This window comes from Bacillus sp. JS (assembly GCF_000259365.1).
GTDB lineage: Bacteria > Bacillota > Bacilli > Bacillales > Bacillaceae > Bacillus > Bacillus stercoris.
In genome coordinates, this window is sequence record NC_017743.1 from 285367 (window position 1) to 306551 (window position 21185).

Here is a 21185-nt window from a genome sequence, read left to right on the forward strand (position 1 = left end):
CAAAAAAGTGAGAGAAAAGCTGACTGGACTTTTGACTGAATAGATAAAATATTCAATGATTAATCATCATAAGGATGTAAGGAGAGAAAGAGATGAAAAAACAACGACTGCTTGTACTTTTTACCGCACTACTGTTTGTTTTTGCCGGATGTTCACATTCTCCTGAAACAAAAGAATCCCCGAAAGAAAAAACGCAGACACAAAAAGTCTCTTCGGCGTCCGCCTCTGACAAAAAGGACCTGCCAAACGTTACAATTTTAGCGACAGGAGGCACGATTGCAGGAGCCGATCAATCGAAAACCTCAACAACTGAATATAAAGCAGGTGTTGTCGGCGTTGAATCATTGATCGAGGCAGTCCCGGAAATGAAGGACATCGCGAACGTCAGCGGCGAGCAGATTGTCAACGTCGGCAGCACAAACATTGATAATAAAATATTGCTGAAGCTGGCGAAACGCATCAACAACTTGCTTGCTTCAGATGATGTAGACGGAATCGTCGTGACTCATGGAACTGACACGCTGGAAGAAACAGCTTATTTTTTGAACCTCACTGTGAAAAGCGATAAACCGGTTGTTGTCGTCGGTTCGATGAGACCATCCACAGCGATTAGCGCCGACGGGCCGTCTAATCTGTACAATGCAGTGAAAGTGGCAGGCGCACCTGAGGCAAAAGGAAAAGGTGCGCTCGTCGTTCTTAACGACCGGATTGCTTCAGCACGGTATGTCACCAAAACAAACACAACCACAACAGATACATTTAAATCAGATGAAATGGGCTTTGTCGGAACAATTGCCGATGATATTTATTTTAATAATGAAATAACCCGCAAGCATACGAAGGATACGGACTTTTCGGTTTCTAATCTTGATGAGCTGCCGCAAGTAGACATTATCTATGGATACCAAAATGATGGAAGCTACCTGTTTGACGCAGCTGTAAAAGCCGGAGCAAAAGGGATTGTGTTTGCTGGTTCTGGGAACGGGTCTTTATCTGACTCAGCCGAAAAAGGAGCGGGCAGTGCAGTCAAAAAAGGCGTCACTGTGGTGCGTTCAAGCCGTACGGGAAATGGTGTCGTAACGCCAAACAAAGACTATGAGGAAAAGAACCTCCTGGCATCGAACTCTTTAAACCCCCAAAAAGCGCGGATATTGCTGATGCTTGCGCTTACCAAAACCAACGATCCTAAAAAGATCCAAGCTTATTTCAATAAGTATTGAAGAGAAAAGAAGGCGAATAAGCCTTCTTTTTTTGTTTTTTAGGACCAATAATGACCTCTGAATCTTAAAATTTCTTTAAAAATAAGCCAAAATTACCCTTTACTTAATTAATTTGGTAACGTAATATATTTGGAGAATTTGTTACAAAAAAAGGAGGATATTATGAAATTTGTAAAAAGTAAGTTCATTGCAGTTGTAACAATTTTGATGCTGGCTGTTACATCGCTGTTTGCGTTGCAGCCGTCAGCAAAAGCCGCTGAACATAACCCAGTTGTTATGGTTCACGGTATTGGAGGAGCATCATTCAATTTTGCTGGAATTAAGAGCTATCTCGTATCTCAAGGCTGGTCACGGGACAAGCTGTATGCGGTTGATTTTTGGGACAAGACAGGCACGAATTATAACAATGGCCCGGTATTATCACGATTTGTGCAAAAGGTGTTAGATGAAACGGGTGCGAAAAAAGTGGATATTGTCGCTCACAGCATGGGGGGCGCGAACACACTTTACTACATAAAAAATCTGGACGGCGGAAATAAAGTTGCAAACGTCGTGACGCTTGGCGGCGCGAACCGTTTGACGACAGGCAAGGCGCTTCCGGGAACAGATCCAAATCAAAAGATTTTATACACATCTATTTACAGCAGTGCCGATATGATTGTCATGAATTACTTATCAAGATTAGATGGTGCCAAAAACGTTCAAATTCATGGCGTGGGACACATCGGTTTATTGATGAACAGCCAAGTCAACAGCCTGATCAAAGAAGGGCTGAACGGCGGAGGCCAGAATACGAACTAATGAAAAACAAAACCTTGAAGAATGCTATTCTTCAAGGTTATTCTGCTTTCAGCACAATGGTTTTTGCAGCCATATCATGAACGGTTTGTTTTTTCTTCGTAAATGCGGCAGTCAAATAGATCAGGCGGGAGAACACGTGCACCCACGCTATGATGTAGCGGACAATTGCCTGTAGGAGAGAAATTTTCTCGTGTGTTTCATCTCTTACGATTTGCAGTCCGATGATTTTTTTGCCCAGTGTCCCTTTCCACTTTGTCAGCGGCATCAGCAACGGGTACACAATCAGCATCAATATAGCGACTATAATGACACCGGCGGACCCGTCGCCAAACGTAAATCCGGCTGCCAAAATCACTGCTGCGGCAATGACCACATCAAGTACAAGAGCGCAGGCACGCAGCATAAAACCAGCTAGTTCCAATAGAAACACTCCTTAAAATGTTAAATAAATACCTAATGATTGTAAAAAAGAAGGGTCTAAAGTGGGAATAGGTGATAAGTCTTAAATCACAAAATTTGATGAAATTGTCATAGGTAAATTGGCATGATCAACCAGCTTATCCTATTACCAAATTCTTTTTTAGCCCGAAACCAAGCCCTCAGAAGTTATTTTTGTTAAAATAGAAAAGTTACAACAGAATTCGGAGGGTTTATTGTGGGAAAAGTGAAACGAAATGCCCCTTGCCCGTGCGGCAGCGGCAAGAAATATAAAAAATGCTGCGGAAGTAAAGTAGTCGACTTCCCGGCAGAGTTAGCGGCAAAAGAAGCAAAACAAATTCAGGAAGACTTAGTGGAGTATGCCTTCACAGTACATAGAGAAAGCATTTCAGGCTTTATCAACCAGCATGATTTTCTTTCTGCTATGGACAGACAGACGAAAGACATCAGCGTATTTAACTTGGGTATCTGGGGAATCTTCTTCCATCCGCTTGCCGGTGAGAAGACAATCTTCGAAGAGTACCTGCAGAAAAAAGGCGATTCGATCACTCGTCCGAAAACGCGTGAGATCGTTGAATCATGGAACAGCATGACGCCAGCTTTATTGTTGCTGAAGGATCTGAAAGAAGGCATCATTCACTTTGAAGATGTCATTACGGCAAAACAATTCGAAGTGGAAATGGACGCCAGCAATCAAGACCTTCCTCCAGTGGGAAGCCTGATTCTTGGATATCCAATCCATGAAGCCGAAAAAGCAGAATTCTTCATGCAGTTCACGATCTTCCCGGTGAAGAGAACAGAAGCGCTGATCAGCAAGGTGAAGAAATATGCGGATGCCGCTGTGAAGAACGGCAAAACGCCGGAGGACTTCATGAAGCAGGAATTCAACAGCGTTCTGTTCGCGCTGTTAGCTGAAAAGGATGAAGAGCCGCAAGCAGAAAAAGCGGAGGAAAGCTCTGTTGAGTGGGCAAACGACTTGGAGAAAGAAACCGCTGCGGCTATCGAAGAAGGCATGAGCGGGGATGAGTATCCGACTGAGTTGATTCCGGCTGTTATTGAGATTTGGAAAACATTCTGTGAGAAAAAATCACCTGTCATCAGAAAGCCGGAAGCTTTTGCGGCGGCAGTTGAATATTATGTGAACGCGATTTCTCTTAACGGCGCGTCCGTTTCCCAGGCTAAACTGGCGAAAAAATACGGCGTCAGCGCATCAACCATTTCCAGCCGTTACAAAGAAATTGAAAGCACGCTGCAGGATGAGGCGGATCGCTTTGCCCAAGCGTTATCCTCATAATGAAAAAAACCTTGAAAAGCCAGGCTTTTCAAGGTTTTTTTATTTCTGAAACGGAATTTTGATTTCTAACCGGAAGACGGGGTGGCGGTAGGTAAAATCCAGCCTGCCAAAAGCGCTCTTCACCAGTTTTTGAATGATATATGTGCCCATGCCTTCATGAGCACCGCCTTTTGTTGAGCGGCCAAACGATTGATACAGAGTATCGAGCACCGTAGGGTCCATGCCGGGGGTGCTGTTTTCACAAATCAGTACATAAAGCCCGCTTCGCAGCGAAGTTTCCAGCTTAATCTCCGCTTTTTCTCGGGCCTCCGCCGCGCTGTCGAGCGCATTTTCCAATATGTTGCCGACCAAGCTGACCTGATCAGCAGCTGAAAATGGAAGTGAAGAAAGCGGTGTATGCATATGAAGTGAAACACTCACATTTGAGGCGGTGGCTTTTTCTAGAAAATCATAAAGCACCCCTGCAACGTACGCATTCTCTCCCTTCAAAAAACGGTCATATTGACTGTATTGATCCGTCCAGTTTTGAATATATGCTTGTGTATCTGCCTTGGGCTGAGCTGATTTGATTGCTGTGATATGTTTCATTGTGTCATGATTCCGGCTTCTGACATCGATCAGCATTTGATTGGCGTGCTGTTCAGCTTGTGTCAGCTTATCAATTTGATCAGAAAGCCTTGCTTGCAGGGCAGACTGTCCGATACGGAGCCCTTCACACCCTGCAAATATCACGATCGCAAATAATGCCGGCATTATGTCAGAGCTGAACGGCACTACCGCCGCTGCCATCGCTTGAATCACCGCAATCCACGCACAAAGCTGGAAGGAACAGCGGTCCCACACCAGCTTCGTTTTCCATAGGTACAATCCTGCTGCCGCCGCACCTAAAGCAGCGGCGAGCCAAGAGCCGGCTGTACTGTGCCAAAGAGCAGCAGCCCCCTGATAACATATGAAACTAAATAAAATCAGATAAAGACCTTTAAAAAGGGTAACCACGTACTAAACTCCTCAAAAATAGTAGTTTTGAAAATAATCAAGCTGCTGCTTGGTGATCATCGCTTTTTTAGACGTTCCCTCAAAGGAAACCGTGAATGAATGCTTGGTATAAGCGGAAAAGTGCTTTATGTAATGAATGTTGATAATAAAGGAACGATGCGAACGGAGAAAATCCTTTTCGGGCAGGTCGCCTTTAATATCATTTAATGTTTGATACGTTTGCACCTCTTCAGCGGTTGTCACAATCGTCGTGGAACGTCCCGTCCGTTCTGCGAAAATAATATCCTTCTTTTGCAGGACGTGCATTTCAGATTTTTGCTTGATCAATATACGCCCATTCAAACTCGTTTCCGTTTTCTTTTTCAAATAACGGTCGAAGGAAGCGGCCAGACGGTCAGCATAGTAAGGCTTCATAATATAATCGTGGACGTTCAGGTCAAAGGCGTGAACCGCATAACCGCTGTGGCCGGTAACAAAAATCACATCCACATCAAGTGAATGGGATCTGATCAAATCCGCAAGCTCGTAGCCAGACATATGAGGCATCTCGATATCGGCAAGCAGCAGATCAATGTCTTCATTCTTTACCCGGCTGTAGGCTTCCTCCGCTGAATCGGTGGAAAAGACAATTTCGACATTTTGCATTCTGGATACGATCGCTTCCAGCTTCTCTAAATCTACTCGATAATCATCGACAAGTCCGACTTTTACCATTATCATTCTCCTAGTTACATAGAATCATCTTTATTCTATCCCATTTCGCGACATAAAAAGAACTCTTCGCGACAACTTTATCCAACAAATCCAGCATTTCGTATATAGTCATTATTAGAAAAAAGAAAAGGGAGATTATGACATGATTACACTGACCGATTGCAGCCGCAGGTTTCAGGATAAGAAAAAAGTAGTCAAAGCGGTGCGAGATGTAAGCTTAACAATTCAAAAAGGAGAAGTCGTCGGCATTCTCGGAGAAAATGGTGCGGGCAAAACGACGATGCTGAGAATGATTGCTGCCCTGCTTGAACCGTCACAAGGGGCAATCACGGTAGACGGCTTTGACACGGTCAAGCAGCCGGCTGAGGTCAAAAAAAGAATCGGTGTCTTATTCGGAGGAGAAACCGGGCTTTACGACAGGATGACCGCTAAAGAAAATCTCCAATACTTCGGCAGGCTGTATGGGCTGAACCGCCACGAGATCAAAGCAAGAATTGAAGATTTATCGAAACGATTTGGCATGCGCGATTATATGAACCGCAGAGTGGGCGGGTTTTCGAAAGGGATGAGGCAGAAGGTCGCCATTGCCAGAGCGCTGATTCATGATCCGGACATCATTTTATTTGATGAACCGACTACAGGGCTTGATATTACATCCAGCAATATCTTTCGCGAATTCATCCAGCAGCTGAAAAGAGAACAGAAAACCATTCTTTTTTCCAGCCACATTATGGAGGAAGTGCAGGCGCTCTGTGACAGTGTCATCATGATTCACAGCGGAGAGGTGATTTACCGGGGGGCGCTTGAATCACTATACGAGAGCGAGCGCAGTGAGGATTTGAATTACATCTTTATGTCTAAGCTTGTCAGGGGGATTTCTTAAATGCTGAGCCATATTTATAAAAAAGAAATGATCGACGCTTTGCGCGACAGAAAAACAATATTACTCACAATCTTAGTCCCGATGATTATGATGCTTGGGCTTGTATTCTTTTATGAAAGCATGCTGTCCGACAAAGAGGAGCAATACACGCTGGCTGTCGGCCATTCTCTGCCGCCCGCACTGGAAAGTAAGCTTCATGCGATTGACGAGATCAGCGTAAAAACGTTTGCTGAGCCTAAAGAAGCGGTTGACGAAGGAAAAGCAGATGCCTATCTGAACGTCCCGAAAGAGTTCGACTCATATGTCAACAGCATGACGCCATTTAAGATTGATGTTTACGGCAATTCAGTCGATCAAGGGTCGTCAAATGCGATGCAGCTTGTGCAATCTGCCTTAGATCAGTATAAAAATGAAATTGTGCAGGAACGTTTAACAAATAAGCGCATTGATCAATCGGTTATCCAGCCATTTACGATTCAGCAAAAAGAAGCGGATGAGGAGAAAGGGGTTTCCGCTATTATGCTTTCCGCCATCCTGCCCATGCTGATTCTGACTTCCATTGTTTCCGGCGCAATGCCGATCGCTCTTGATATCATGGCCGGGGAAAAGGACCGGAAATCAATTGAGGCGCTGTTATTGACGCCAGTCAGCAGAAACAAAATGCTGGTCGGCAAGTGGCTTGCGGTTTCTACTTTTGGCGTTGCTTCAGGTGTATTTGCTTTGGTGTTTTTGATTTTGTCCACCGTCTTATTTACTGAGAATTTAAAAACGGCCCTCCAGCTGGGAGATCATATGTGGAGTGTAATCGGCGCTTCAGCCTTAATCATCGTGCTTTCTGCATTGCTGATCTCTGCGATGGAGCTTTTCATCAGCATCATTTCCAGCTCGGTAAAGGAAGCGCAAAGCTATATGTCTCTCGTCGTCTTTCTGCCTGTGTTCCCGATGTTTTTCATCTTCAGCAAGGCACCGAATCAATTTGATTTATCGTACTTTCTTATCCCGTTTCTGAACCTGCATGCGTTATTCAAACAGCTTTTATTCGGGATGGTTGACCCGGCTGCCATTTGGTGCACGTCAGGAACCATCGCCGTGCTCATCGCCATTTTCTTTTTACTGGCCAGAGCCTGCTTCCTGAAAGACAAATGGGTTCTTCCGAAATAAACTTTGCAAAAGGAGAAATACACTTTCTCCTTTTTGTATATCCTGAAAAAAGAAGGAAAATAGAAAAAGGATATCTAATACAAAAAGTGAACCTGCACTATTTTTCATCAAAATTGGTTTCGAAGGAGAAGGAACAATGGATCATACACGTACACTCGGCAAAACGAAGCTGAAGGTGAAGCGGATCGGACTCGGCGCGAATGCGGTCGGCGGGCATAATCTATTTCCAAATCTACATGATGAAATAGGGAAGGATTTAGTGCGCACGGCATTGGATGGCGGCGTGAACTTTATCGACACCGCCTTTATATATGGATTGGGGCGATCTGAAGAATTAATCGGCGAAGTTGTGCAGGAGCGCGGCGCACGGAATGAGCTCATCATTGCCACCAAAGGTGCCCATAAAGAAGTGAATGGCAGCATTGAATTAGACAATAGCCGGGAGTTTCTTCGCAGTGAGGTGGAAAAGAGCCTGAAGCGGCTGAAAACAGATTACATTGATTTGTATTATGTTCATTTTCCGGATGGAAAAACGCCTCTCGCTGAAGTGGCGGGCACTTTGAAAGAGCTGAAGGATGAGGGGAAAATCAAAGCGATCGGCGCATCGAACCTTAATTATCAGCAATTGCAGGAATGTAATGCTGACGGCTATTTGGAGGTCTTCCAAGCCGAATACTCTCTCATTCAGCGTGATGCCGAGAAGGAGCTTCTTCCATACTGTGAACAACACGGCATTTCTTTTATTCCTTACTTTCCGCTTGCGTCCGGACTGCTGACAGGAAAATTCTCGCAAGACACAGTCTTTGATGACTTCAGAAAGGATAAACCGCAATTTCAGGGTGAAACGTTTATCCACAATCTCAAAAAAGTAGATAAACTGAAAGCGGTAGCGGAGGAAAAACAAGCCGAGACAGCACATGTTGCTTTGGCGTGGCTGTTAACGAGACCAGCGATTGATGCCATTATTCCAGGAGCTAAACGACCTGAGCAATTACAGGATAACCTGAAAACCTTAAACGTTGATCTGACCGAGGATGAAGTGAATTTCATCAGCGACATTTTCAAATAAAAAAGGAAATAGCCGTCAAGGCTATTTCCTTTTGGTGTTTTATTCTTTGATGAATGCTTCGACTAATTCTGCTGCTCTGTAATCGTCCATATCAAGCTGCCATTGATCGATGTCATTTTTCTTCATTTTCACTTCAACCGTTTTTTCAGATGAAGCCGGTCCAAGCTTTTTGAATTCCTCAGGATAGACTTGAAGCGCGTATTTCACAGCTTCTTCATAGCTGGCATTAGAGTTTTTGCTATAGTAGTCTTTCACTTTGTCTTCGATACGGTCTGAAAGAGAAGATGCATCTACAGGTTTCACTGTGGCTTCAACAATGGCTTCGTCCTTAGAGATTGAAGTCGTTTTTGCCTGAATGGAAGAGTTTTTGCTTAATCCCTCTTTAATGCCGTTTACGATATTATCAAGCGCTTTGCTGTCCGCATATGTGCTGGAAAGGCCGGAAGCTGATAGATAACCGTCTTTGGCTGATTCGTTGAAGTCATTGACAATTTCATTCTTGTTAGCGCCGGTGATTTTTTCGAAATCGGCGTTATCTTTGCCGAAAAGAAGGACATCAATATAAGCCGATAACGCTTTTGCAGAATCTTGGAGCTTATCTGCCGTCGCCAGGATTTTTTTGTCTTTTCCGTCAATTTTAAAAGTAACTGATTTTGGCTTTTTATCACCGTAAGACTCCGGCGTATAGTTAAGCTCGTATTGCTTGCCTTTATCTACAACGAAGAACAGATTTCCTTCAACGGATTTGTCAGCGTTAATCGTGCTGCCTTGAAGCTTTTCACTATAGTCTTCAGGATCTGTGTCAGACATTTTCGTATCACCTTGATACAAAGTGAAATCCATGCTGTCTACATTCAGCGGGTCTTTTCCTGTGTTTTTCACAGCGACATTCACTTTTAACACAAGCTGGTCATCTGAAGTGGACTTATCATATTTAGACGGAAGCGTGTAAGAAACATCCTTGATTTTGACTTGAGCTATATCTGAGCTTTTTTCTGTTTCTGATTCTTTCTTATCCGCGCTTGTTTTGCTGCCGGAACAAGCAGCTGTAAACATCATCAGCAGAAGAATTAGGAAAACAGCGTACGTTTTTTTCTGAAACATTCATTTTTCCTCCTCAAATGGTTTAGGGAAGGGGAGTCTTTTGTCTTTGAGAAATGGATCTTTTTGAATGGATTAGCATCATATAACCAAAAAAATCAGTTCTTTTCTCACGGTTTTCACCGGATTTTCTGGAAACTCCGCCCTCCTTTGTCATGAATGGACCTATAAAAAGTTACAACGGAATTAATTTTAAGATTATTAGCTTTTATATTGAATAGGTTCATCATCCTATTTTTGGCGAAAAATGTTCTGGTAAAACTGGTAAACTCAGAAAAATGTGTATTTTAGACTATTACTTTTTAACCTGTTGAAGGGGACATATGAAGGATGAAAGGGGCTGTCTTTGTGAAGAAAGAGGAATTGAAACAAAAAGCACTGGAAATCGGCCGGGTGCCGACACACTTAAAACTGGAAATTGAAGATTTTGACGATGATGACAAAAGAGCTCATTTTTGTTGGACAGATCCTCAGGATGAGAATATCGGCATTATCGTGGAACTTGGACCGGGCGGGGAGCTGGAATCCCTTTCCCGTGATATGGAGCCTGAAAGCGGAGAAAGGCTGTCTGAGGAGAAACTAGAGGATATCATGCGCCAATTTGTAGAGACCCATCATCCGGGAGCACTCTCTGCCTTTGTTCGTGAAGAAAATGACCGTACATCCTGTGATAAAGTGAGATTTTCATATGTTCAAATGGAGGCCGGGCTTCCTCTCCCTATGAGCGGATTTATGGCTGATGTTTCTTTATCAGGTGAGATCGTTTCCTTCCGCTATTACGGCAAAGCGAGCAGCATCATCAAGCCAAAACGGATAGCGGATGTTGAAGAGGCACTTGCCTTCTTCAAGAAGGACGTGGAGTTTGACCTTTTGTTTGAAGTTCTCCATCGTTCTGTTTACGAAAACGGAGATGATCAGCCGCATTTGGTGTATGAGCCTGAATGCAGGGCCATTACCGTACCTGCGGATTTGGTTCAAGAAGAACAGGCAGTTGATGATGACGATGATTACAGGGAGCCGGAGAGCTTTCCTCTCCCTTTATTCGAGGAGATTTACGAAAAGGCCGATCCTGTCAGCATGATTGGAATCGAAAAAGGATTTGTCAAAGAACGGGAAGTGGATTTGGACGATGGGAGAATCGGGATCGTTTGGCGGAATCCGAATGAACCTATGTATCAGCCGGCGGATAAAAGTTTGTACAGTTGGTTCAAGGGACGGACGCATCAAGTGCTGAAAACCATCTATCACAAAGAAACCGGAAAACTCGAAGGCGTCATGTCATTTATGGAGAAAAAAGGGCCGTTGACAGTAACTGAGGCAGAGTGCGAAAAAATCGCGCTGCGCTTTCTGTTTGCTTTATTTCCAAATGCCGATCAATATTTTAGGATCAGATACGACGAAAAGGATGAAGAAGAGAACGCAGTCGCTGGTTTTACGTTTGAAGCGCATTGTCACGGAGTTCCGCTCCGATTTGGGCAGATCAGAATTTGCGTCAGCCGCCAGACAGGGGATATCACCGTTTATATGGGGCCGGATATTAATCCAAATGAGCTGGCAGCCATTGATCCCGTTCCGGCCATTTCAGTTGAACAAGCCAAGTCTATCTTTTGGCAGCATTTTAAAGTTGAGCTTGGCTGGGAAAGAGAGTACGGGGATGATGAAGAACACAGCTACCGGCTCGTCTATCAGCCGGTGTATCCCCGTTTTATCGAAGCCCATACAGGAGAGCCTGTCTTTAGCTCATGGTAAAACAGCTAAAAGTCACACAATTGCCTTAGATTTATAAAGGGATATGTGATGAAAGTAACAGGAGGAATGTCAAAAAACAATGATAATAATAGAAAAGGACCTTTCTTCACTTTAAAAGAAGAAAGGTCCTTTTATATAATAAACTGGATTCTCTTTGTCGTAGACTCTTTGAAAGGATGACTTCATTGGTAAATAAACAGCTGAAAAAGAAGGCGCAAGAGATCGGGAATGTACCGCCGCATTATGAGCTTGAGATAGAAGATTATGATCAAAAACAAAAGAAGAAGGGGCGGGCATACTTCATCTGGAGGGACCCTGAAGATCCGGAAAAGCACATTACAGTGGAACTCGGAAATGACGGTGCTTTGCTCACCTTTTCAACATCCGTCCGCTCCGAGACAGACAAACAACTTCCAGACGCCGAGCTGAAGCTGACGGCTCTTCAGTTCGCCGCTGCTAACCATCCCGGCACATTTATGAATTTTCATTTTCAAGGCAAGGAAGAACGGAGGCAGCACATTCGTTTTATGTATACCAAAAGGGAATTAGGGCTTCCGCTTCCTAATTCAGGCTTTTTAATTGATGTGACACGCAGCGGTCAGATCATCCATTTTTTATATTACGGAGAAGGGCATAAAGCCGAAGTTCCAAAAGAATTTGTAGCGAAAGAGAAGGTTGTGTCCCATTACTTAAATACAATGTCTTTTCAGCTGATGTACGATGTTATTGATGGCGATCAGGCACCCAGGCTTGTATATGAACCGATTCTGCCGGGATACAGTTATCCCGCGGATATAGACGAAATTGTGCCCGACCAGCATATCGGAGATGAAAGAATAGAAAACGCGGCGCCATTGCCGCAGCTTCGGAACAACGAAGAAGTCGATATATTTGCCTTGCTGGGTCTTACCCCTGATATGCAGAAAGTCAGTGAAAAAGACTTTGGGGAACAAATAGGAAGCACGTGGCGCAGGGGCACTGCACCGGAGCGTAAGGATCTGAGCATAGGAAGCTATTTTGAAATGAGAAATAAAAACACAATCAAAATGAAGACGGATAAAAGAACCGGAAAATTAAAAGCAGCGCTTTCTTTTATTGAGCGGCGCAACAACCGCCAATGCTCAATGGAAGAATGCCAGACAATAGCGCTTCAATTTTTGTATGCTCTTTATCCGAGAGCAGCCGAGTTTTTCAAATTGAATCCCGTCCGAATTGATGAAAGAGGGAGAATCCGCAATCATTTTTCTGTCTGGTATAAAGGAGTGCCGCTGCGGTTCGGCGCCGCCCGTATCATTGTCAATCCGGAAACGGGATTGATTGATGCTTTTATGGCGCCTGATATTGAACCTGAACAATTGGAAGCAATAAATCACAGGCCGGATATTTCCGCTGAAGAAGCGAGAGAAGCGTTTTTAGCCGCTTTTGATGTGAAGCTGGAATGGCAGCCTGATTTTACAGCAGGCAGTGACCAGCACTGCAAACTTGTCTATAAGCCGGTTTACCCTTCCTATATTGATGCGCACATAAGGAAAAAGAAAAGGCTGTGAGGGATGTCTAGTTGGGAATCATCTCCAAGTGGGGATAGTCCTTGAATCGTTTCCAATCCCCGCCCCATTCAAAACCGAGTTGCTTGGCGATCTCGACAACCTCCAGCCAATCCGATTTTCCATTTTGATTGCCGTCATATTCCATATCCCATATGATGCTGCCATCCTTTTTTTGAAGGGCGAAATCAATCGCTAAACCATAGTTGTGATACGATTCCCCTCCTCTTGCATAGGTGACAATATTCCCTTTTTTTGTACGTCCCTGTTTATATAATTCGTCTTGTTCCTTAAAGGATCTGAATCCTTCAGTAATAACGACGGTAATGCCTTTATTCGCTGCAGCGGCTTTGAGTGCATCGGCATTCTGCTTCACAATCGGGTGAAGATCCGAAGGGACAGGCATGTGCTGCAAGGCGTTTTGAGAATGCCATTCATGCCGAATATAACTAACACAAAGATTTAGAAAAAATAGAATACATAAGATAACAGATGTTTTTGCGGCCAACTTCATATCGGTCTCACTTTCTCAAGATGTGCTGAATGTTAACGCTTTTAAGTGATTGACTCTCTCTAAAAGCGGACAGCTATGATAAAATATAACATAAATAGTAGCAGGAGGAAGGAGGCAGACTGATGAGAGCAAAGATTCCATCTGAAGAAGTAGCAGTAAAGCTAAATGAATGGTACAAGCTCATTCGCGCATTTGAAGCAGATCAAGCAGAAGCGTTAAAGCAGGAGATTGAATACGATTTAGAAGATATGGAAGAGAACCAGGACTTGCTTTTATATTTTTCTTTGATGGAATTCCGGCACCGAATCATGCTTGATAAGCTGATGCCGGTGAAAGACAGCGACACCAAGCCTCCGTTCTCTGATATGCTGAATGAAATTGAAAGCAATCAGCAAAAACTCACGGGCTTATTGGAATACTACTTTTATTACTTCAGAGGAATGTACGAATTTAAGCAGAAAAATTTCATATTAGCGATTGACCATTATAAACATGCTGAGGAGAAGCTCGAGTATGTTGAGGATGAGATCGAAAAAGCTGAGTTTCTTTTTAAGGTTGCAGAAGTGTATTACCACATCAAACAAACGTATTTTTCCATGAACTATGCGAGCCAGGCGCTTGATATCTATACGAAATATGAACTGTACGGCCGCCGCCGCGTGCAGTGTGAATTTATCATCGCCGGAAATTTGACGGATGTGTATCATCATGAAAAAGCACTGACCCACTTGTGCAGTGCCTTAGATCATGCCAGGCAGCTGGAAGAAACGTATATGATCGCCGCTGCCTATTATAATGTCGGCCACTGTAAATACAGCCTGGGCGATTACAAAGAAGCGGAGGGCTATTTCAAAACAGCCGCCGCTATTTTTGAGGAGCACAACTTTCAGCAGGCTGTTCAAGCTGTATTTTCACTGACTCATATGTACTGTAAAGAAGAAAAATACGACAAAGCAGTAGCGACATATGAACGCGGGATAAAGAGCGCGGCTGAATGGAAAGATGACATGTACTTGACGAAATTCCGCCTCATTCATGAGCTGTATCTTGGAAGCGGCGACCGGACCGTGCTTACAGAATGCTTTGACCTGCTGGAATCCAGGCAGCTTCTTGCCGACGCCGAAGATCTGCTGCATGATACAGCGGAACGTTTCAATCAGGTGGAACATTACGAGTCCGCCGCTTTCTTTTACCGCAGGCTGATGAATATTAAAAAGAAGCTAGCCGAGCAGCGCTTTCAATAGAAAAAAGCAGAGAACTACAGGTTCTCTGCTTTTTTTGTGCTGTTTTCAACTCGGAAAAACAGGGTATTTTCCACTGCATAGTGAGAAATCAGAGGAGGATATCATGTATGTATAAAGAGTTAACTGGAAAAACAGCGATTGTGACAGGGTCTTCAAAAGGAATCGGGAAAGCCATTGCGGAACGGTTCGGACAGGAGAAAATGAATGTTGTTGTAAACTATCACAGCGACCCGTCTGGAGCCGATGAAACTGTGGACATCATTAAGCAGAACGGAGGGAAAGCCGTTGCAGTTGAGGCGGATGTGTCCAAAGAAGAAGGGATTCAGGCGCTCTTGGACACCGCTTTAGAGCATTTCGGAACGCTCGATGTGATGGTAAACAACTCCGGTTTTAACGGCGTTGAGGCGATGCCGCACGAGATGAGTATTGAAGATTGGCAGAGAGTGATTGATGTCAATGTCACTGGAACCTTTATGGGAGCGAAAGCGGCACTTAACCACATGATGAAAAACAATATCAAGGGCAATGTGCTGAATATCTCAAGTGTTCATCAGCAGATTCCGCGCCCAGTCAATGTTCAGTATTCCACATCCAAAGGCGGCATCAAGATGATGACGGAAACGCTGGCGCTCAATTATGCGGATAAGGGAATCCGCGTCAATGCGATAGCGCCAGGCACCATTGCCACAGAATCAAATGTTGATACGAAAAAGGAAGAGAGCAGGCAAAAGCAATTGAAAAAAATCCCGATGAAAGCCTTCGGAAAACCGGAAGAGGTGGCGGCAGCAGCTGCTTGGCTCGTATCTGAGGAAGCAAGCTATGTGACCGGGACTACACTTTTCGTCGACGGCGGAATGACACTTTATCCGTCTCAGCTTGAATAGAACATCAAATACAGGGGGATTGCGGGATGAACACAGACTGGTGGAAGGATGCGGTGGTGTACCAGATTTATCCGAGAAGCTTTCAAGACAGCAATGGAGACGGAATTGGGGACTTGCGGGGGATTATTTCCCGTCTTGACTACATAAAGGAGCTCGGGGCGGATGTGATTTGGGTTTGCCCAATCTATCCTTCTCCGAATGTTGATTACGGCTATGATGTGACAGACCATAGGGCAATCATGGATTCATACGGAACAATGGACGATTTTCACGAGCTGCTGGACCAGGTGCATCAGCGGGGATTAAAGCTGGTGATGGACTTTGTGTTAAATCACACCTCGGTCGAGCATCCGTGGTTTAAAGAAGCGGAGCTGGACAAAAACAGCAAATACCGCAGCTATTATTACTGGCGTCCCGGCACAAAGAACGGCCCGCCGACGGACTGGCTCTCAAACTATGGCTGTCCGGTCTGGCAATACGAGGAGCATACCGGAGAATATTATCTCCATATGAACGCCGTCAAACAAGCTGATTTAAACTGGGAAAATCCCGAAGTTCGCCAAGCGGTGTATGACATGATGAAGTTTTGGCTCGATAAAGGGGTCGATGGCTTGCGCATTGATCAGCTCCACCTCATTTCTAAGAAAGAATATCTTCCTTCGTATGAGGACTATATCAATCAGCAGGCAGAGCCGAAGCCCTTTCAGCCAAATGGCGATCGAATCCATGACTATTTGAAAGAAATGACAGATGAAGTGTTTTCTCAATATGATGTCATGTCTGTCGGAGAAGTCGGCAATGTCACGCCGGAAGAAGGCCTAAAATATACAGGAACAGATAAGCATGAGCTGAATATGATTTTTCACTTTCAGCATATGGAGCTTGACCAGCAGCCCGGAAAAGAACATTGGGATGTAAAGCCCCTTGAGCTTTCTGATTTAAAATCGGTTTTGACAAAATGGCAAAAAAAGCTTGAACATCAAGGCTGGAATACATTATATTGGTGCAACCACGACCAGCCCCGGATTGTATCCAGATTCGGGGACGATGGGAAATACCGCAAAGCATCTGCGAAAATGCTGGCTACCGTACTTTATTTCATGAAGGGCACGCCGTACATTTATCAGGGAGAAGAAATCGGGATGACAAACGCGCCGTTCACCCAGATTGAGGACTACAAAGATATCCAAACGATCAATATGTATCATAAACGGGTATTTGAAAAAGGCTATGATCCAGAGGATGTAATGAGATCAATCTTAGCCAAAAGCCGGGATCATGCTCGGACCCCGATGCAGTGGAACAGCGGCAAACATGCCGGATTTACTGATGGCATGCCATGGCTGAAGGTCAACCCGAACTTCACCTCCATCAATGTGGAGGAAGCGCTGAGAGACCCCGATTCGGTCTTACTCTATTACAAAAAGCTGATCAGACTGAGAAAGCGGTATGCTGACCTTATAAAAGGAAGCTATGATCTTTTGCTTCCGGACGATCCGCAGTTGTTTGTATATATGAGAGGAAACGGTAACCAGCAGCTTTTGTCAGTCAATAATTTTTCAAAAGAGCAGGCTGTTTTCCCATGGCCTAAGAACTGCTGCAAAGCTCAGGCATCTCTGCTTCTCAGCAACTATAACAACAACGGCGACCTTGCTGACGAAATGGTGTTCCAGCCTTATGAAAGCAGGGTGTACCTTCTGGACAAAACAACCTAATGATTTAGCAGCCCGGCATTCAGCCGGGTTTTTTTAGTACATATATTCGCTCTGCAGGCGGGAAGAATAAAAAGAAAATGAAATTTATTCTTGCAAAACGTAATGACTTCGGTTTATTATGATATAGGATTACAAAATCGTTATCATTTTGATTTAAAGCTACTGAAAAAGAGGGGATATACGATATGTTTAAAAAATGGAGCGGTTTGTTTGTGATTGCAGCGTGCTTTTTATTGGTTGCAGCATGCGGCAACTCATCAACAAAAGGGTCGGCGGATTCAAAGGGTGATAAACTGCACGTTGTCACAACGTTTTATCCGATGTATGAATTCACAAAACAAATTGTAAAAGACAAAGGCGATGTGGATCTGTTAATCCCATCTTCCGTTGAACCGCATGATTGGGAACCGACGCCGAAAGACATTGCCAATATTCAGGATGCTGATCTGTTCGTTTATAATAGTGAATACATGGAGACATGGGTTCCGTCAGCTGAAAAAAGCATGGGCCAAGGCCACGCCGCTTTCGTTAACGCAAGCAAAGGCATTGATTTAATGGAAGGCTCTGAAGATGAACACGAAGACCACGATCATGGGGAGCATGAGCACAGTCATGCAATGGACCCTCACGTATGGCTAAGCCCTGTTCTGGCGCAAAAGGAAGTTAAAAATATTACGGCGCAAATCGTAAAGCAAGACCCGGATAACAAAGAATACTATGAGAAAAATAGTAAAGAATATATTGCAAAACTGCAGGATCTTGATAAACTATATCGTACAACCGCAAAAAAAGCGGAGAAAAAAGAATTTATCACGCAGCATACTGCTTTTGGCTATCTCGCAAAAGAATATGGCCTGACGCAGGTTCCGATTGCAGGGCTTTCTCCTGACCAAGAGCCGAGCGCAGCCAGCTTGGCAAAGCTGAAAACATATGCCAAAGAACATAATGTAAAAGTCATTTACTTTGAAGAAATTGCATCCTCAAAGGTCGCAGATACGCTCGCCAGTGAAATCGGCGCGAAGACAGAAGTGCTGAATACACTGGAAGGCTTAAGCAAAGAAGAACAGGATAAAGGTTTAGGGTATATCGACATTATGAAACAAAACCTCGATGCCCTGAAAGATTCACTATTGGTTAAATCATAAGATAGTGTGCGCCGAAGGGGTGCACACTATTTCTTTGTGAGAAAGGAAGATTAACATGAATCTCGTCTCATTGAAAGATATCGTTTTCGGCTATTCCCATACGCCTGTTTTAGATAAAGTATCACTTGATATTGAAAGCGGTGAGTTCGTCGGCATCACTGGACCAAACGGGGCCTCTAAATCGACGCTCATAAAAGTAATGCTCGGCATGCTGAAACCGTGGGAAGGCACAGTGACGATCAGTAAAAGAAACACAGAAGGGAAACGCCTGACCATTGGGTACGTCCCGCAGCAAATTTCTTCATTTAACGCCGGCTTTCCGAGCACGGTGCTGGAGCTTGTTCAGTCAGGCCGATACACAAAAGGGAAATGGTTTAAACGTTTAAATGAAGAAGATCATCTTGAAGTAGAAAAAGCACTGAAAATGGTGGAAATGTGGGAGCTCCGCCATCGCAAAATCGGTGATTTATCAGGCGGACAGAAGCAGAAAATCTGTATCGCCAGAATGCTCGCCAGCAACCCGGATCTCCTGATGCTGGACGAACCGACAACTGCAGTTGACTACGACAGCAGAAAAGGATTTTACGAATTTATGCATCACCTCGTGAAAAATCACAACCGCACAGTTGTGATGGTTACTCACGAACAAAACGAAGTACAGCAATTTTTAGATAAAGTGATTCGGTTAGAGAGAGGAGAAAAAGGCGGATGGAAATGTTTGACTTGGAATTCATGCGACGAGCTTTTCTAGCAGGCGGCATGATTGCCATCATGGCTCCGATACTGGGAGTGTATCTCGTTCTCAGAAGACAGGCCTTAATGGCTGACACACTTTCACATATCTCGTTGTCAGGTGTGGCCATCGGCTTTTTTCTCAGCACCAATATTACCGCAGCGAGCATAGTCGTCGTGACCATCGGCGCGATCGGAATTGAATACATGCGGCGGGCGTATCGGACTTATTCAGAAGTGTCCATTGCCATCTTAATGGCAGCAGGTTTGTCCTTCGCGATGTTTTTAATCAGCCTTTCCAAAGGCACAGCCAATATGAGCATCGATCAATACCTATTTGGATCGCTTGTGACAGTCAACCAGCAGCAGGTCTATATTATCGGTATTATCACACTGCTGATCCTGCTTTACTTTATCGTATTGAGAAGGCCGCTCTACCTGCTGACGTTTGATGAAGCAACAGCCAAAACATCGGGAATCAATACAAACGTTCTCTCGTTGTCATTCAGTATTGTCACAGGTCTTGCGATTTCAGTCATTATACCGATCATCGGGGTCCTTCTTGTATCAGCCCTGCTCGTATTGCCGGCAGCATTCGCCATTAGAATTGCAAAAGGCTTTAACATGGTCTTCATTACAGCTATACTCATTTCGTTATTCAGCGTATTTGCGGGACTGACATCATCCTATCAGCTCGGGACGCCGCCAGGGCCGTCAATTACCCTGCTATTGATCGTTCTGCTTTTGCTCGGATTTGCAGTTCAGGGAGTTTGGATGTTTATCAAAAAAGAAGCACAGCGCAAAAAAGGGCGCCAATAACAAAAAAAGCAGTTTCCCCAGGGGAAACTGCTTTTTTTATAGAAACAATCCGGCAAGGCGCTCATAAGATTCTTTTTTCGCCTCAAAATCAAACACATTGCACAGAGCCATGATTTCATTTGTTTCATAGCGGTCTGTGAGGTCTAACAGCTGCTGTTTGACAGTGCTTGGAGAACCGACTACCATCCGCTTTCTGTTTTCTGCAATGAGTTTTTTATCGGACTCAGTGTAGGGATGCGCTTTCGCTTCCTCGATGCTCGGCACGCGGCTGTCCAAGCCTTTTCCGACGTGAAGAAGCCATAAATCCTGGCTTAATGCGAGTTCCTCTGCCTCTTCATCTGATTTTGCGCAAATGACAAAAATCGTAAAAAGGGCGGCCGGATTTGAGAAATGGGCTGAGGGCCGAAAGCTTTCTCGGTAGATGCGGAACGCATTTTCTCCTCGTTCTGGATTAATGAAATGCCCAAATACATATCCAATCCCCTGGTGCGCTGCACGTCTTGCACTGTTTTCGCCAAGACCGAGCACCCATAGCTCTGGTGCAGTATCAATCAGGGGCGCCGCTTTGATTCCGGCATACGGATGGTCGGGAGGAAGGGAATCTGTGAGAAAATAAGAGACATCCTGCAGCTGTCTGTTAAATTCGGTTAAGCTTCTTTTCACCCCGTCTGTTAGCGCAAGCCGGGTTTTTGTCGTGCCTCCGGGGGAACGGCCGACGCCAAGGTCAATCCGGTTTGGGTAAAGGGCTTCAAGCTGTCGAAAGGTTTCAGCCACCTTAAACGGGCTGTATTGAGGCAGGAGCACGCCGCCTGATCCGACACGAATCGTGTTTGTCTGTGCTGCGATGCGGGCGATCATGATTTCAGGCGCTGTGCTTGCCAGTCCTTTCGTGCTGTGGTGCTCGGCAAACCAATAACGCTTATAGCCCCACTGTTCGCTTAATTGAGCAAGCTCAACCGAATGCTGAAGAGTTGTCACAGGGCTTTCTCCTTTAGAAACAGGTGCCTGATCAAGTATGCTTACATGAATCAAATGGCCGCTTCCTTTCTGTCTGTTTTTACAATGTGACACAAGAATAGGCAAAATGACTCGCTCACGTCAAATGGTTTGTTTAAGAAGTGCATTTTATAGCATTTGCAAATCATATATCAAATATGGAAGT

The 21185-nt window shown here is 44.5% G+C and carries 21 protein-coding genes; 14 read left to right on the plus strand and 7 right to left on the minus strand.

Going from position 1 to position 21185, the window contains the following annotated elements; genetic code table 11:
• The first annotated feature begins 92 nt into the window (after positions 1-92).
• Entirely contained in the window at positions 93-1220 is a 1128-nt protein-coding gene (gene ansZ, locus MY9_RS01575; protein ID WP_014662656.1) for an asparaginase AnsZ, read from the plus strand.
• Between the two features lie 162 nt (positions 1221-1382).
• Entirely contained in the window at positions 1383-2021 is a 639-nt protein-coding gene (gene lipA, locus MY9_RS01580; protein WP_014662657.1) for a lipase LipA, read from the plus strand.
• Between the two features lie 37 nt (positions 2022-2058).
• Here the strand turns inward: lipA and MY9_RS01585 are convergent, their stop codons facing one another.
• Positions 2059-2442 (minus strand): RDD family protein, encoded by a 384-nt coding sequence (locus MY9_RS01585; RefSeq protein ID WP_014662658.1) that lies wholly within the window; start codon positions 2440-2442, stop codon positions 2059-2061.
• A gap of 234 nt (positions 2443-2676) precedes the next feature.
• On the opposite strand from MY9_RS01585, the gene MY9_RS01590 reads away from it, so the two are divergent.
• On the plus strand, positions 2677-3753 hold the full coding sequence (locus tag MY9_RS01590; protein ID WP_014662659.1) for a helix-turn-helix domain-containing protein: 1077 nt from the start codon (positions 2677-2679) through the stop codon (positions 3751-3753).
• Positions 3754-3792: 39 nt separating this feature from the next.
• Here the strand turns inward: MY9_RS01590 and MY9_RS01595 are convergent, their stop codons facing one another.
• Together MY9_RS01595 and natR are read right to left on the minus strand one after the other, a co-directional pair.
• Positions 3793-4749 carry a sensor histidine kinase gene (locus MY9_RS01595; RefSeq protein WP_014662660.1) on the minus strand — a complete coding sequence of 319 codons (957 nt, stop codon included), beginning with the start codon at positions 4747-4749 and terminating at the stop codon, positions 3793-3795.
• A gap of 12 nt (positions 4750-4761) precedes the next feature.
• Positions 4762-5463, minus strand: coding sequence for a two-component system response regulator NatR (gene natR / locus MY9_RS01600; protein WP_014662661.1), 702 nt, complete (start codon positions 5461-5463; stop codon positions 4762-4764).
• Between the two features lie 142 nt (positions 5464-5605).
• On the opposite strand from natR, the gene natA reads away from it, so the two are divergent.
• The 3 genes from natA (at position 5606) to MY9_RS01615 (ending at position 8576) form a co-directional block, all read left to right on the plus strand.
• Positions 5606-6346, plus strand: a complete 741-nt coding sequence (gene natA, locus MY9_RS01605) for a sodium ABC transporter ATP-binding protein NatA (protein ID WP_014662662.1) — start codon at positions 5606-5608, stop codon at positions 6344-6346.
• Positions 6347-7507, plus strand: a complete 1161-nt coding sequence (gene natB, locus MY9_RS01610; RefSeq protein ID WP_014662663.1) for a sodium ABC transporter permease NatB — start codon at positions 6347-6349, stop codon at positions 7505-7507.
• Positions 7508-7643: 136 nt separating this feature from the next.
• A complete protein-coding gene (locus MY9_RS01615) occupies positions 7644-8576 on the plus strand; it encodes an aldo/keto reductase (RefSeq protein ID WP_014662664.1) in 933 nt (310 codons plus the stop codon).
• A gap of 39 nt (positions 8577-8615) precedes the next feature.
• Here the strand turns inward: MY9_RS01615 and MY9_RS01620 are convergent, their stop codons facing one another.
• Together MY9_RS01620 and MY9_RS21475 are read right to left on the minus strand one after the other, a co-directional pair.
• The gene (locus tag MY9_RS01620) at positions 8616-9680 is read right to left on the minus strand and encodes a DUF4352 domain-containing protein (protein WP_014662665.1); all 1065 of its coding nucleotides are present in this window, start codon (positions 9678-9680) and stop codon (positions 8616-8618) included.
• A 22-nt stretch (positions 9681-9702) separates the two neighbouring features.
• Positions 9703-9834, minus strand: coding sequence for a hypothetical protein (locus tag MY9_RS21475; RefSeq protein ID WP_134976045.1), 132 nt, complete (start codon positions 9832-9834; stop codon positions 9703-9705).
• Between the two features lie 173 nt (positions 9835-10007).
• Here MY9_RS21475 and MY9_RS01625 point away from each other — a divergent pair, with 173 nt between their 5' ends.
• Together MY9_RS01625 and MY9_RS01630 are read left to right on the plus strand one after the other, a co-directional pair.
• Positions 10008-11426 (plus strand): YcdB/YcdC domain-containing protein, encoded by a 1419-nt coding sequence (locus tag MY9_RS01625; protein WP_014662666.1) that lies wholly within the window; start codon positions 10008-10010, stop codon positions 11424-11426.
• 185 nt (positions 11427-11611) lie between these two features.
• Positions 11612-12973 carry a YcdB/YcdC domain-containing protein gene (locus MY9_RS01630; RefSeq protein WP_014662668.1) on the plus strand — a complete coding sequence of 454 codons (1362 nt, stop codon included), beginning with the start codon at positions 11612-11614 and terminating at the stop codon, positions 12971-12973.
• 7 nt (positions 12974-12980) lie between these two features.
• Here MY9_RS01630 and cwlK read toward each other — a convergent pair whose 3' ends face one another.
• A complete protein-coding gene (gene cwlK, locus MY9_RS01635) occupies positions 12981-13484 on the minus strand; it encodes a peptidoglycan L-alanyl-D-glutamate endopeptidase CwlK (RefSeq protein WP_014662669.1) in 504 nt (167 codons plus the stop codon).
• Positions 13485-13606: 122 nt separating this feature from the next.
• Between cwlK and rapJ the strand changes: the two genes are divergently transcribed.
• The 6 genes from rapJ (at position 13607) to znuB (ending at position 20023) form a co-directional block, all read left to right on the plus strand.
• Entirely contained in the window at positions 13607-14728 is a 1122-nt protein-coding gene (gene rapJ / locus MY9_RS01640; RefSeq protein ID WP_014662670.1) for a response regulator aspartate phosphatase RapJ, read from the plus strand.
• A gap of 107 nt (positions 14729-14835) precedes the next feature.
• Positions 14836-15612, plus strand: coding sequence for an SDR family oxidoreductase (locus MY9_RS01645; RefSeq protein WP_014662671.1), 777 nt, complete (start codon positions 14836-14838; stop codon positions 15610-15612).
• Between the two features lie 26 nt (positions 15613-15638).
• The gene (locus tag MY9_RS01650) at positions 15639-17327 is read left to right on the plus strand and encodes a glycoside hydrolase family 13 protein (RefSeq protein ID WP_014662672.1); all 1689 of its coding nucleotides are present in this window, start codon (positions 15639-15641) and stop codon (positions 17325-17327) included.
• A gap of 185 nt (positions 17328-17512) precedes the next feature.
• Complete coding sequence (locus tag MY9_RS01655) at positions 17513-18472, plus strand: metal ABC transporter substrate-binding protein (RefSeq protein WP_014662673.1); 960 nt, start codon at positions 17513-17515, stop codon at positions 18470-18472.
• 55 nt (positions 18473-18527) lie between these two features.
• On the plus strand, positions 18528-19223 hold the full coding sequence (znuC, locus tag MY9_RS01660; protein WP_014475714.1) for a zinc ABC transporter ATP-binding protein ZnuC: 696 nt from the start codon (positions 18528-18530) through the stop codon (positions 19221-19223).
• Positions 19181-20023 carry a zinc ABC transporter permease ZnuB gene (gene znuB / locus MY9_RS01665; RefSeq protein WP_014662674.1) on the plus strand — a complete coding sequence of 281 codons (843 nt, stop codon included), beginning with the start codon at positions 19181-19183 and terminating at the stop codon, positions 20021-20023. The genes znuC and znuB overlap by 43 nt, the downstream gene beginning before the upstream one ends.
• A gap of 36 nt (positions 20024-20059) precedes the next feature.
• Here the strand turns inward: znuB and MY9_RS01670 are convergent, their stop codons facing one another.
• Positions 20060-21055: an LLM class flavin-dependent oxidoreductase gene (locus MY9_RS01670; protein WP_014662675.1), complete on the minus strand. Its 996-nt coding sequence runs from the start codon at positions 21053-21055 to the stop codon at positions 20060-20062.
• Positions 21056-21185 lie beyond the last annotated feature (130 nt).